General features: G+C 27.6%; 15 protein-coding genes. 14 read left to right on the top strand and 1 reads right to left on the bottom strand.

Annotated elements, in window-relative coordinates; translation table 11 throughout:
- Positions 1-238 precede the first annotated feature (238 nt).
- The 13 genes from ACMC9J_RS01205 to ACMC9J_RS01145 all read left to right on the top strand — a co-directional run bounded on the left by ACMC9J_RS01205 (position 239) and on the right by ACMC9J_RS01145 (position 10,544).
- Positions 239-1,522, top strand: coding sequence for an AAA family ATPase (locus ACMC9J_RS01205; protein WP_427003406.1), 1,284 nt, complete (start codon positions 239-241; stop codon positions 1,520-1,522).
- Position 1,523: 1 nt separating this feature from the next.
- Positions 1,524-2,024 (top strand): hypothetical protein, encoded by a 501-nt coding sequence (locus ACMC9J_RS01200; RefSeq protein WP_427003405.1) that lies wholly within the window; start codon positions 1,524-1,526, stop codon positions 2,022-2,024.
- Positions 2,025-2,089: 65 nt separating this feature from the next.
- Positions 2,090-2,263 (top strand): hypothetical protein, encoded by a 174-nt coding sequence (locus ACMC9J_RS01195; RefSeq protein WP_427003404.1) that lies wholly within the window; start codon positions 2,090-2,092, stop codon positions 2,261-2,263.
- Positions 2,264-2,293: 30 nt separating this feature from the next.
- A complete protein-coding gene (locus ACMC9J_RS01190) occupies positions 2,294-2,494 on the top strand; it encodes a hypothetical protein (protein WP_252262484.1) in 201 nt (66 codons plus the stop codon).
- Between the two features lie 4 nt (positions 2,495-2,498).
- Positions 2,499-2,858, top strand: coding sequence for a hypothetical protein (locus tag ACMC9J_RS01185; protein ID WP_427003403.1), 360 nt, complete (start codon positions 2,499-2,501; stop codon positions 2,856-2,858).
- Entirely contained in the window at positions 2,822-3,283 is a 462-nt protein-coding gene (locus ACMC9J_RS01180) for a hypothetical protein (RefSeq protein WP_404805170.1), read from the top strand. Before ACMC9J_RS01185 ends, ACMC9J_RS01180 begins: the two co-directional genes overlap by 37 nt.
- 459 nt (positions 3,284-3,742) lie before the next feature.
- Entirely contained in the window at positions 3,743-4,474 is a 732-nt protein-coding gene (gene purC, locus ACMC9J_RS01175; protein WP_019265390.1) for a phosphoribosylaminoimidazolesuccinocarboxamide synthase, read from the top strand.
- 12 nt (positions 4,475-4,486) lie between these two features.
- Entirely contained in the window at positions 4,487-4,753 is a 267-nt protein-coding gene (gene purS / locus ACMC9J_RS01170; RefSeq protein WP_019265391.1) for a phosphoribosylformylglycinamidine synthase subunit PurS, read from the top strand.
- A 12-nt stretch (positions 4,754-4,765) separates the two neighbouring features.
- A complete protein-coding gene (gene purQ, locus ACMC9J_RS01165; protein ID WP_019265392.1) occupies positions 4,766-5,410 on the top strand; it encodes a phosphoribosylformylglycinamidine synthase subunit PurQ in 645 nt (214 codons plus the stop codon).
- A 9-nt stretch (positions 5,411-5,419) separates the two neighbouring features.
- Complete coding sequence (gene cobA, locus ACMC9J_RS01160) at positions 5,420-6,130, top strand: uroporphyrinogen-III C-methyltransferase (RefSeq protein ID WP_304160769.1); 711 nt, start codon at positions 5,420-5,422, stop codon at positions 6,128-6,130.
- Between the two features lie 9 nt (positions 6,131-6,139).
- Entirely contained in the window at positions 6,140-7,921 is a 1,782-nt protein-coding gene (gene glmS, locus ACMC9J_RS01155) for a glutamine--fructose-6-phosphate transaminase (isomerizing) (protein ID WP_303999856.1), read from the top strand.
- A gap of 5 nt (positions 7,922-7,926) precedes the next feature.
- The gene (locus ACMC9J_RS01150) at positions 7,927-8,235 is read left to right on the top strand and encodes a hypothetical protein (protein WP_427003402.1); all 309 of its coding nucleotides are present in this window, start codon (positions 7,927-7,929) and stop codon (positions 8,233-8,235) included.
- Positions 8,236-8,912: 677 nt separating this feature from the next.
- Positions 8,913-10,544, top strand: a complete 1,632-nt coding sequence (locus ACMC9J_RS01145) for an adhesin (protein WP_427003401.1) — start codon at positions 8,913-8,915, stop codon at positions 10,542-10,544.
- Here the strand turns inward: ACMC9J_RS01145 and ACMC9J_RS01140 are convergent.
- The gene (locus tag ACMC9J_RS01140; protein ID WP_404806560.1) at positions 10,529-11,752 is read right to left on the bottom strand and encodes an MnmC family methyltransferase; all 1,224 of its coding nucleotides are present in this window, start codon (positions 11,750-11,752) and stop codon (positions 10,529-10,531) included. The two genes, ACMC9J_RS01145 and ACMC9J_RS01140, sit on opposite strands and share 16 nt — an antisense overlap.
- 243 nt (positions 11,753-11,995) lie before the next feature.
- Here ACMC9J_RS01140 and ACMC9J_RS01135 point away from each other — a divergent pair, with 243 nt between their 5' ends.
- Positions 11,996-13,000, top strand: a complete 1,005-nt coding sequence (locus ACMC9J_RS01135; RefSeq protein ID WP_019267034.1) for an acyltransferase — start codon at positions 11,996-11,998, stop codon at positions 12,998-13,000.
- The last annotated feature ends 29 nt before the right edge of the window (positions 13,001-13,029 follow it).

The following is a 13,029-nucleotide window of genomic DNA, read 5'->3' as shown; positions in this document are numbered from 1 at the left end:
GTAATTTGAAGTGGCAACTGATTTAGTTTTATGGTGCTTATTTAAAATATCTATTCGATTTTATAAAATGAATATTTTATCAAATTCTTTTTAAAGTTGCTTTAACTTCGTAAAATTGCTTTTAATATAAAAATACACTTACATATATTGGATTTTTAAGTTTTAAGATTTTAAATAAGTTTATATATACCTTAGTTTATACTATTTAATAAAGAAATCAATCAATGGAGACAATATTATGGCTGCTGAAATGTTACTTGAAATTGAAAATTTGGGGCTGATTAATAAAGCAAATTTAGATATTGGAAAGATAAATGTTATTGTAGGTAAAAATAGCACAGGTAAATCTACTTCAAGTAAGTTTCTATTTTCACTTCTAACAGCAGCATCTAGTGAAGGAACTCAATTGGCAAATATGGATATTCATTCAAAACTTTTAAATTTTGTTCTATATTGGGGGACTAAAGGATCACAGGAAATGGATGATAAATTTAAACAAATTAGAAATTCTTTGATGCGTCATTCTGTTTCTTCAGAGCTATTTGATGATATTTATAGTAATATTGCACTTACCTTAGAAAATTATGATTTTAAAGATAAAGAGTTGTGTATTAATGATTTAAATGATTTATTTAGAATAATTAAACTGAATAAGGATGAATATTCTAGGTATATTACAGTTTTCAATGCTCTTATTGAATCAGAGTATGGTAGTTCATTAAATAGATTTAGTAATGCTCATATTAAGTTTCATGGAAATTATAATGGTGTTGAATTTAATCAAGATATTAAAATTGGGGTTGAAAAAAGCCAAAGTAACATCAGTAAAGATTTTTTGAATTACTTTAATTTTCAAAATGTTATTTATCTTGATTCTCCTTCAATTTTAGAAAATAATCCTCGCAGTTCTCAATATCATTTGCGAGTACTTGAGAGGAAACTTAAAAAAATTAAAAATCCTGATGAAATTTATAGTGATGAATTTTTTAAAGATTTAAATGATTTTAAAAGAAGAATTGATGAGTTAATTGGGGGAAATTTTGAATATGTTCATTCAGAAGATGTATTTATATTCAAAAAAGATGATGAAACTTTTTCCATGGAAAATACTGCTTCTGGACTAAAACAATTAGCAACTATTCAAATATTGCTTGATAATAATGAATTAACAAAAAATAGTTTTTTAATTTTAGATGAACCTGAAATTAATTTACATCCGGGATTTCAAGTAGAATTTGCAGAAATCTTAGTTTCAGCTGCTAGGGATTTGAATATTACATTATATATTAATACTCACAGTCCATTTTTTGCAGAAGCAATAGAAGCATATTCAAGATATTATAATTTAATTGATGATACCAATTTTTACTTAACAGAAAAAGTAGATGGTATTGATAAATATAATTATAATTTACTTGATAATGATGAAATAATTGAGGTTTATGATAATTTAGGAAATCCATTTGACATTATTCATAAAATTAAAGTTCAGGCAGATTTAAAAGATGATTTGAGGGATTAACATGGCTTTTGACAATAGTGATTTTGTTAATCTATTAAATTTTTATAAAGAGAATGATAATTTTCATGATAATGCTAGGAAATCTTTTAATAAATTTAGTGAAGTATCTAAATCAGACAATGATGCAGGAGCATTTAAAAATCCATTAATCATTGATGATAATTGTATTTTTGATTTAGATAATATGTGTTGGAATAGTCATTTGAAGAATAATGGCTCTGTTAAAAGCAATCGCCCATTATCTGTAGATGCTTTGCATTTCAAAAATGGTAGGCTTTATTTAATTGAATTTAAAGGAACTTTTAATTCTACTTTGAATTTAGAAGAAATCATGGATAAATGTATTGAAAAAGTGGATGATAGTGATTTGGCTGGTGCTCTTGAGAGTATTAAAAATAGGTATGATGATGAGATATTATGTAATTTGAAAATCAAACCTTCTGATTCATTGTTTTTAACATTACCTCAAATTTACAAATATTATTGTGAAAAAAGGATATAAAATATAATAAAGAAGAATTCCTTTCATGGCTGTTAAATGTTCCAAAAAGATTATATGTTGTATTTTTGAATGATATTCATGATAGTAAAAGAAATGAAAGTAAAAATTATAAATATTTGAGAATGGATAAAAAACTAAAGAAAAGATATGCTCCATTTAAAAAACTTGCAAATATGGAAAATTCAATTGTTACTCAATATGAGTTTAGAGAGGGATTTATGAGAGAGTTTTTTAATTAATTTGTATATTTTTTGATAATGGGTTTAATTATGAATTTTAAATTAAAAAATTACTTTTTACATAATGTTTTAACTCCTCAGATGTATCTAGAAGATATTTATCTTAATAATAATCATCCTGAGCATCAAAATCTTAAAGAAGATTTGGATATCTTAGAAGAAGAAGATGTTTTAAAATATTATAAAAAGCATGAAACACAAATTAATTTTTTAAACAAAAAAAATTCCTGATGTTATGGTAGATTCAAGGATATTGTTATTAGGTGAATTAATTGCTGATTCAATATTTGAAGATAGACTTAATGCATTATTAAATAATAAACCTTATGATTTAAAAGAATTTAATGATATTTGTGATGATGAATTTTTAATTGATGTGAAGAAATCAAATATTAAATTTTCAGATTCTATAATTATTAACAATAATAAATATGGATTATGTTTGCCAATTAATGCATTTAATTCATCATATTGGATAACTCAAGAATTAAATAAGTTAAACTTAAATAAAGTAGATTTAAAAATTAGAGTAGATCCTTTTTTAAGAAATTTGATAATATGTTCTATTCAAGCACTGTTTTTTCAAAACCATTAAATTGGAATGATATTATTAATTTAAGAAATGAAGATAAAGGTTCGTTTCAAAATTATCAAACCAACGAATTAACCGAATATTTATGGAAACCTAGAAAAGAAAATGAAGTTGTTTTCACATGTGAGGAATTGCCCTCAAAAGAAAATATACATTTAAGGGGGAGTAGATATTTTCATGCAATTTTTGAAAAAGATACGGGCAAATTTAAACATTGTGATGGTTCGATTATCATTTATGATAAGAAAAAATTTGACAAAAGGTCTAAGTTATCCATTAATAATAAAGTTAATGATATTGGTAAAGAAATTAAATTATTTAGAGTTGATGGTGTTATTCCAAAAGAACAATTCATGCCATTAGTAACTAGTTATTTTTATTGGAATTATGATTTATTATGTTATTTTTGTAAAAATTTGGTAAAGTAGTTTATAGAAATAATGTATGTTGATTATTGATTCTATCTATAAAAATTATGTTCAAGAAATTCAAGTTTTTTTAAAATAAAACATCTATATTTATCTTTTAAATAGAAAATTAAGAACAAATGCCTATAAAATAAGTAAAATAAGGAAAAATATCAAATCTAATTTATTGATAAAGCCATTTCAATAGATATTTTTTATCTGAAACTTTTCTGTGAGGGTATCTTATGGATTTAATGGCCTCTTTTTAAAAAATATTCAAAATAACCATAGAGAAAATAAAAAAGAGTTTTTTAATTTTTTATCTAAGTTAAAAATTTATTTTCAGTTAACACAAATACATTCCAACATTTTATTAATAAATATAAATAATAGTAGCTAACTTGAATTTAACCAATAAGTTATATAGTATTTTAATCAAAATTATACATAATATAAATTTAAAAATTATTTGTTGATATCATGGATAAAAAAGAGTTAATTAATAATGGTAAAGTAAAAAGTGTATATACTACTGATGATGAAGATGCAGTTATCATTGAGTTTAGAGATGATATGACTGCAGGTGATGGTGCAAGAAAAGAAGTTATGAATAAAAAAGGTTCTTATAATGCACTTATTTCCACTAAACTTTTTAAAGTATTGGAAGAAAACGGTATTAAAACACAATTTATTGATTTGCCTGAAACTAATGTTATGGTAGCTAAAAAATTAGACATGATTCCTATTGAGGTTATTGTTAGAAATATAGCTACAGGTAGTTTAATTCGTAAATATCCAATAGCTGACGGTACTAAATTAAACCCGCCTATTGTTCAAATGGATTTTAAAGCAGATGAATTCCATGATCCTATGCTTAATGATTCTATTATTAAAGCTTTAGGATTAGCTACTCAGGAAGAAATCGATGAATTAACTCAAAAAGCATTAAAAATTAATGAAATTTTATCCAAATTCCTTTTGGAAGCCGGAATTATCTTAGTTGATTTTAAAGTTGAATTTGGTAAAGATAAAAATGGTGAAATTATTTTAGGTGATGAAATTAGCCCTGACGGATGCAGATTATGGGATAGTGAAACCTTAGATATGTTAGATAAGGAATTGTTCAGAAAAGGTAAAGATAATGAAGTTATGGATGCTTATGTAGAAGTTTATAATAGAATTATCCCTGATGATGAGAAAATAGAATTATAAGGAGTTTTTGAAATGATTTTTGATATTGAAGTTAAAGTATCTCTTAAGGAAGGTATGTTAAACCCAGAAGCTACAACTATTGAAAGATCTCTTGCTTTACTTGGTTATGATGTTAAAAATGCTAAAACTGTAGACATCATTAAATTCCAAATGGAAGGGGAAGACAGGGAATCTATAAGGGAAGATGTTGTAGATATGTGTGAAAGATTACTTTGTAATCCTGTAATTCATAATTATAAAATTACTGTTATTCCGCAAAACTCTGCTTGCGGGGCTTAAGGAGTTTTTATAATGAAAATTGGAGTAATTAGATTTCCGGGAACCAACTGTGACAGGGATGTAGCTAGAGCTATTGAACTTGCAGGATTAACTCCTGAATATATCTGGTGGAATCAGGAGGATTTAACAGATTTTGACGGTATTGTAATTCCTGGAGGATTTTCTTATGGTGATTATTTAAGAGCAGGAGCTATGGCTTCCATTACTCCTGTTATTGATGGTATTAAATCATTAGTTAAGGAAGAAAAACCTGTTTTAGGAATATGTAACGGTGCTCAGATTCTTGGTGAAATAGGCCTTGTTCCAGGTGTTTTCATAACTAATGAAAATCCTAAATTTAACTGTGAATGGGTTGATTTAAAAGTTGGAACTACCAGAACACCTTTTACCAAATCATTTAAAAAAGGTCAGACTTTACAAATTCCAATAGCTCATGCAGAAGGAAGGTTTTACACAGAGGATATTGATTTATTAAAAGATCAAGATCAGATAGTTTTACAATTTAAAGACAGAAATCCTAATGGTTCTATGGAAGCTATTACCAGTGTTTGTGATGAGTCAGGTCTTGTCTGTGCAATGATGCCTCATCCTGAACGTGCCTGTGAAGAAATATTAGGTTCTAGCGATGGATTAAACTTTTTTAAAGGATTTTTATAAGTGATTTAGATGGTAGTTTATTTAGTGGGTGCAGGTCCTGGAGATGCTGATTTAATAACTCTTAAAGCTATAAAAGCTCTAAATAAAGCAGATGTTGTTTTATATGATTATTTGGCTAATGATGAAATTTTAGAGCATGCTCCGGAGGATGCCGAAAAAATATATGTTGGTAAAAAAGCTGGGGAACATTATAAAACACAAGATCAGATCAATGAATTGATTGTCAAACAGGCTAAGGAAAATGACAATGTTGTTCGTCTTAAAGGTGGCGATCCTTTTGTTTTTGGTCGTGGAGGAGAAGAAATATTAGCTTTAATGGAAAATGATATCAAATTTGAAGTAATCCCTGGTGTAACATCAGCTATTGGAGCACCAACATCACTTGGGCTTCCTGTAACTCATAGGGCTATAGCTACCTCTGTAACATTAGTAACTGGTCATGAAGATCCTACTAAAAAAGAAAGTCAGGTTAAGTGGGATTATACTGCTGATACATTAGTTATATTAATGGGTATAGGTAATATTAAAGAGAACACAAGTGAAATTATGAAGTACCGTTCTGGAGATACGCCGGTCTGTGTTATAGAAAGCGGTACTCTTCCAGATGAAAATGTGATTTTTGGAACTCTTGAAAATATAGCTGATAAAAAAATTAACACTCCCGCTATTTTGATTATTGGAGATGTAGTAAGTCTTTATAAAGACATTTATAATTATTGAGGTGTAACAATGTGTGGAATTGTAGGTTGCATATTAAAAAACAATAAAAATGCAGCTCCTGTTCTTTTAGATTGCATATCTAAATTAGAATATAGAGGTTATGATTCAATAGGTATCGCTACAGTTAGTGATGGTATTAACATTAAAAAAGATAAAGGAAAAATTAAAGAGGTTGATTCTAAATTAGATTTAGCTGACATGCCTGGTCATTATGGTATTGCACATGTTCGTTGGGCTACTCATGGTGATCCGAATAAAATTAATGCACATCCGCATACTGATGAAACTGAGTCAGTAGCTGTAGTTCACAATGGTATTATTGAAAATTATTTGGATATTAAATCTCAGCTTGAAGAAGAAGGTCATGTATTTAAATCTGATACTGATACTGAGGTTATTCCTCATTTAATACAAAAATACATGGATAAGGGATTTGATTTGGAAGATGCCTTGCGCGAAACAATTGGAATAATTCATGGGGCTTATGCAATAGCAGCTATCAGTAAAAATGAACCGGGTAAGATAATAGCTACCCGTAAAGACAGTCCTTTAATTGTTGGTATTGGTGAAGACGGATATTATCTTGCTTCTGATTCTCCAGCTATCTTGGAATATGCAAGGGATATAATTTATCCTGAAAAAGGTGAACTGGTTATTATTGATGAAAATGAAGTAATAGTTAAGGATGAATTTGACAATGTTGTAGAAAAAGAAATTGAAACTATTGACTGGACTCCAGAAATGGCTGAAAAGGAAGGTTATGACTATTTCATGATTAAAGAAATCAATGAACAGGCTACAGCAGTTAGAAACACTTTAACTGAAAAAAGTACTATTCAGGAAATTATTGATGATTTGGGTGATATTTCAAGAATCTGTTTTGTAGCATGCGGTACTTCTTTTCATGCTTCAATAACTGGTAAATATCTTTTAGAATCTATAGCTGGCATTCCAACAGATGTTATTTTAGCTTCTGAATTTAAGTATTCTGCAAATACATTAAATGAAGATACTTTAGTTATTTTCATATCTCAATCTGGTGAAACAGCAGACAGTCTTAAAGCACTGGATTTGGCTAACAAAACATCTAAAACTTTAGGTATAGTTAATGTAGCAGGTTCAGCTATTACAAGACGTGCCGATTATGTGATACAAACTCAGGCAGGTCCTGAAATTGGAGTGGCTGCAACCAAGACTTATGTAAGTCAGTTAACTGCCATTTATTTATTTGCAGCATTGATAGCTGATGATGAAAAATTACTTGAAGATGTTTATAAAGTTCCTGATTTCATTGAAGAGTTATTAAAAGAAGTAGATTCAATTAAAGCAATGTCTAAAAAATATAAGTTTGCCCGTGACTTTTTCTTTATTGGAAGAGGTTATTCTTACCCGATAGCTTTGGAAGGAGCCCTAAAACTTAAAGAAATTACTTATATTCATGGTGAAGGTTATGCAGCTGGTGAACTTAAACACGGACCGCTTGCACTTATTGATGAAGGAATTCCAGTTGTTGTAATATTGCCTCCTGGAGAAAACCATAGAAAAACAATGAGTAATTTAGAAGAGGTTAAAGCCCGTGGTGCAGATATTTTAGCTGTCGGTTCTAAAGAGGATGAAAGATTAAAATTAAAATCTGATGATTTGTTTGCTATAAATGATGATGTTAATGAAATTATCGCTCCTTTGGTTTATATTGTACCGTTGCAGTTACTTGCATATTATGTGGCTGTTGAAAAAGGTTTGGATCCGGATAAACCTAAAAACTTAGCTAAATGTGTAACTGTGGAGTAAAATTCATGATTTCAATTTTTAAATTTGATGGGAAAGAATCCAAAGCCATTTTTGCTTTGGAATTTAATAAAAACCCATATTTATTTTTATATTTTAATCAGGAGTGGGTTAATGAAACAGACCCTGAAGTTAAAGCTTTAAAAGAAGAATATTCCGAATTAATGGATTTAAATAATTTAAAAGAGTTGGAGTTAGGAGAAAGTATTGATTTTAACGATGGTGCAATAGTCTGCTTATCTAAATTTGAAAATCCGAAATCCGGAATTAAAGATATTTTATATTCTTATTCAGAACTTATGCTTGTAGATGATTAAAAAATATATTTTTGAATTAGCTATTGATTATATTAATTAGATAGCTATTATTTTGCTATTTGTTTTACTATACTATTATTTTAATTGACTTTCTTTTGTATTATTTTGATAGTTAATTGAAAAGCAATTTTTTCCACAATTATTTTCGAAACTTAGTTTAACTTTTCTGTTTAGCTTAATTAGTTTTAATATTTGATATAATCTAATTTTACACTTTATTTGTCTGTTTTTTATAAATTGCTTTGCAGCGGTATTAAGTCTAATTTAACCATGATGATTTATAGTTTTTTAGCTGATTTTAAATTTAATTTTTACTATATTTTAATTTAGCTAGTTAATTAAGTGTTGATTATTAAAATAGGTGACTAGCTATTGTTGATTATTAAAATAAGTTTTTAAATTAATTTAAATTTATGATTATTTATTTATTTGATTTTCATAGCTTTATTTGACTAAATACCTTGGGAAAATTCTTCCGGGATTTTTAATTATTACTTATTAACAATTTTTAAATACTCACAATTATTCGTATTTTTTTTAAGCTTTAAATTACTTATTTTAGCTATTTTAACTCTATTTATGCTTATTTTGAAATTCAAAAGCTTTTTATAAGAAAAACTAGAAAGTGTATCTACACAAGAAAAAAAAATATTTCTTGATTCATAAGAGGTTAACTTATGTTTGGTAATAAAATGAAAATATTTTTAATAACGCTTTGTTTCATGTTGTCTGTATCTGCAGTTAATGCAGCTTCAGATGCTGAAAATATAACAGCAGTTGATGATACTGAAACAGGTGATGTGGATGTTGATCCTCCATCGGGGATTAATAATACGAATATTGTAACTTATTCCAAATCTTCAGATACTCAAGAACCGATTATTTCCAGCAAAGATTTATCAATGTATTATGGAAATGGAAGCAGGTATGAAGTATCTGTATATAATAATGATGGAATTATAAAATATCAGGACAATGCTAAATCTTTAGTAATTTTTAATATTAATGGTATGAATTACACAAAAGAATTAGTAAACGGTAAAGCTTCTATTGGAATTAATTTAAATCCTGGAAATTACACAATAACTACATTTTATCCTTATGCAGATAAAATAACTACTAAAATTAATAATATTGAAGTATTATCAACTATTCAAGCTAATGATGTTGTTAAATTCTTCAGAAATGGTACTCAGTATTATGCTAAGTTTTTAGATGGTTCAGGTAATCCTTTAGTTAATGGTAATGTTACTTTTAATATTAATGGTGTTTTCTATAAAAAACAAACTAATGCAAGCGGTATAGCTAAATTAAACATTGCATTACTTCCAAATGAATATATATTAACTGCAATTCATCCAAGTGGTTTGATGTATGGAAGCAATATCACTGTATTGTCTACTGTTTTTGGTGAAGATATTGTTAAATTCTTCAGGAATGGTACTCAGTATTATGCTAAGTTTTTAGATGATTTTGGCAATCCTTTAGTTAATGGTAATGTTACTTTTAATATTAATGGAGTGCTTTATGAAAAACAAACAGATTCTGAAGGTATAGCTAAATTAAATATTAATTTGCTTCCGGGAGAGTATATTTTAACTGCTATGCATTTAAATAGTGAAGCAAAATCAAATATTATTAAAGTATTAACTACTATTTCAGCTGAGGATATTTCATTAGTTGAAAATAAAACTGGAACATTAGTAATTAAAACTTATGATGGTGCAGCTAATGTATCAGTAATAATTGATGGTGTTAAATATATTGTTAAAACCAATAAAGAAGGTATTGCTGCTTTAAATCTTTCTTTATCAAAAGGAGATCATGCTGTATTTTCTAAAAACTTAAATTCAGGAGAAGAAGCATTTAATACAATTCATGTAGAAGAAGACCCTGCTTTAATTAAATACTACAGCAATTATGGTATCTCTCCTGATGGGAAATATGTCATGTCTATTGGAAGGCCTTCAGCTGCTGGAGAATTAAGTAAATATGGTTATAAATTCTATAAATCAGTATTTGAAAGGATATGTCCATGTTGTGGAAGTGACAAACTTTACTGGGGAATATTCTGGGCAGGCAGTGAAACAGCAAATTGGGGAATTTTCCCAGTTACCGGTTTAAAAGAATCCGGAAGTGCAGAAGGCCATATATTCTGTGCTAAATGTGATGCCGATTTCTCAGCTATTGATGGTAAAAATCATGGCGGAGGTTCTAAAAATCTGAAAAAAGTTACTTCAACTATTAGCTCATCTAAAGCTGAAGCATATGTATTAAAAAATGGACAGATGCTTTATTTGGCATTATAATCTCCATTTTTTACTTTTTCTAATTTTTTAATCATATCAAGTATTCTGTTTCTTGAATTGTTTTTTAAATCCTGTTTTTCTTTATAATTCTCTTCACATTCCAAAATATAGAAAGCTTCTTTGGATGTAGTTGATGGAATGTTCATTTTAGCTAAGTTACGTTCAACACGTCTTTTTAATTTTTCATCATCCATTTTTTTAGTTAAAAAGATTGGTGTTTTAACAGCAGAAGATATTTTAGTGTTATGTCGTGCATTATGTCTGACTTCACTTCGTTTATCTAAAATAAAATCACTATTATTGTTTAGATTAGGATCTCTAAATGGGATGCCAACATCTGATAAAGCTATTCTAATTTCATCGTTTTTTGGAAGGGATTTGTCTAGAACTTCCGGATTTGGACTGGCTAAGGTTCCACCCTGTTTTCTTCCAAAAATAGGACCTTGTCCAACATGAAATCCTGATTCTATAAAACCTGCTCTTACTGGTGCAGAAGAAGTGTAAGTAGCTATTATACCGTTGTCTTTAATTACACGTCTGAACTGTCTGAAAAAATCCAGAGAAAACAATTCCGGAGCCATATTTTGACTAAATGGATCTAAAAATATTGCATCGTAATAGTTATCTTCTAAATTTTGAATAGTTTGTCTTGCATCTTCAATATAAACATTGATATCAATATTTTCAGGAATTTCGCATTTTTCATAGCTGATGCTGGCATAATCCTTTTTTATTAATTCATTTTCAATAGCCTTTTTTGTAATGTCATGTTCCGGAATTGGTGAGGGAACTAAAAGACCGCATGCAAGAGTAGCTTTTGAAATTTCAACCATATCTATTTGTAAATTAGAATCAGAGTTGTTTTTAATAAAATCAGCTATTGCTGCAGATGAATTATATCCAAGTCCTGCACAAATATCTAAAATAGCTATGTCCTCATTATAATTAAATTTCATAGGTTTAATAAATTTTTCAAATGATTCACTTATTGCACCAGTAGATGTATGTAGGGTTTCAACTTTGTGATTTATTTCTTTTGATTTAATAGAATATGATCCATCATCAGTTAAAACAAAATAATCCTTGTATTCATCAAAAAAATTACATCTTGAATTAATATTTCTGCTATTTCTTTCTTTTTCAAAACAGCTGTTGATTAAATCAAAAATATCATCGTTAATTACTCTAGCATTTTTTTCATAACTCATTTTAATCTATTTAAATAATTAATTTTTGATTAATATAAATCTATTATAAAATATAGGTATTTTATTTAAAAATCATGATTTTTGCCGAATTTCTTTTTATGATAATTTACTTAATTTGATATAATTTAAATTTAAATTACTATAATTTTAAATACTGTTATAATACAATTTATTATATGGTGACTTCTTTTGGAATTTTTTAATTTTAATGTTAGTAAAAATCGCATATATTGGGTTGATTGGTTGAAAACTATTGCAATACTTGCTGTATTGTTATTGCACTGTTCTTCAAAATATTTACTTCCGGAATGTGTGTTTCAGCCAAATTGGTATTGGGGAGTATTTTTTGAATCAATTTCCAGATTTGGTGTTCCTTTATTTATCATGGTTTCAGGATTTCTTATTTTAAGAAAAGACCAACCAATTTCATCTGTTCCTCGAAGAATTAAACGGATTTTAATTCCTTTTATTTTTTGGCTGGTAATTTATGTAATAGCTAAATTTGTAATGATTAACCATTCATTTGATTTATTTCAATTTGGATACTTTTTAATTCAAGCATTTTTAGACCCTACTATTGCTTCAATTGAATTCTGGTTTGTTTACATGATTTTAGGACTCTATGTATTTTCACCAATTATTACTACATGGCTGCATAATGCTGAAATTTATGAAATTGAATATTTTTTAATTGTATGGGCTTTATTTTCCTTTGTAGGATTTTCAAATGTGGATTTTTTATTGTATGATTATTTAAAATATTTCACAGGAAGTATTGGTTATTTTATATTGGGATATTATTTGTATATTAAACAGAAATCTATTTTAAAAAATAGAAATTTCGGACTATTGCTGTTTGTAGCTGGAACTTTAGTGTCATTTTTAGGAACAATATTGTCTTCTATGGCTATTGGGGGACAATCTTTATTATTCTTTAATTTAGGTGATGTAACTCCAAATGCATGTCTTCAGGCTATTGGTATATTTATAATGGTATCAAACACAGATTGGGAAAAATATTCCAAATCAATTAATAATGCCGCTGTTTGTTTTGGTATTGGAAGTTATGGAGTTTATTTAGCTAATGTTTTATTTATCAATATTTTAGATAAAATTATTTCATTTGATATTATGAGAAATGCTGCATTAACTATAATTTTAGAATGGATTATCGTATTTATAGTATGTAATATTTTCATCAGACTGATGAGTAAAATTCCGGTTTTAGACAAATTTTCCGGAATTTAATATTTTCAATTCAATTTTTATTTTAAAAA

The organism is Methanobrevibacter intestini, from assembly GCF_047402955.1.
GTDB lineage: Archaea > Methanobacteriota > Methanobacteria > Methanobacteriales > Methanobacteriaceae > Methanocatella > Methanocatella intestini.
Note: the sequence above shows the minus strand (reverse complement) of the source record. Positions and strands in the feature narration are given on the sequence as shown.

Bases quoted from the DNA above. Each gene is read 5' to 3' on its own strand.
- ACMC9J_RS01205 (WP_427003406.1), top strand. From the start codon at position 239: ATGGCTGCTGAAATGTTACTTGAAATTGAAAATTTGGGGCTGATTAAT.
- ACMC9J_RS01200 (WP_427003405.1), top strand. From the start codon at position 1,524: ATGGCTTTTGACAATAGTGATTTTGTTAATCTATTAAATTTTTATAAA.
- ACMC9J_RS01190 (WP_252262484.1), top strand. From the start codon at position 2,294: ATGAATTTTAAATTAAAAAATTACTTTTTACATAATGTTTTAACTCCT.
- ACMC9J_RS01185 (WP_427003403.1), top strand. From the start codon at position 2,499: ATGGTAGATTCAAGGATATTGTTATTAGGTGAATTAATTGCTGATTCA.
- ACMC9J_RS01180 (WP_404805170.1), top strand. From the start codon at position 2,822: ATGTTCTATTCAAGCACTGTTTTTTCAAAACCATTAAATTGGAATGAT.
- purC (WP_019265390.1), top strand. From the start codon at position 3,743: ATGGATAAAAAAGAGTTAATTAATAATGGTAAAGTAAAAAGTGTATAT.
- purS (WP_019265391.1), top strand. From the start codon at position 4,487: ATGATTTTTGATATTGAAGTTAAAGTATCTCTTAAGGAAGGTATGTTA.
- purQ (WP_019265392.1), top strand. From the start codon at position 4,766: ATGAAAATTGGAGTAATTAGATTTCCGGGAACCAACTGTGACAGGGAT.
- cobA (WP_304160769.1), top strand. From the start codon at position 5,420: ATGGTAGTTTATTTAGTGGGTGCAGGTCCTGGAGATGCTGATTTAATA.
- glmS (WP_303999856.1), top strand. From the start codon at position 6,140: ATGTGTGGAATTGTAGGTTGCATATTAAAAAACAATAAAAATGCAGCT.
- ACMC9J_RS01150 (WP_427003402.1), top strand. From the start codon at position 7,927: ATGATTTCAATTTTTAAATTTGATGGGAAAGAATCCAAAGCCATTTTT.
- ACMC9J_RS01145 (WP_427003401.1), top strand. From the start codon at position 8,913: ATGTTTGGTAATAAAATGAAAATATTTTTAATAACGCTTTGTTTCATG.
- ACMC9J_RS01140 (WP_404806560.1), bottom strand. From the start codon at position 11,752: ATGAGTTATGAAAAAAATGCTAGAGTAATTAACGATGATATTTTTGAT.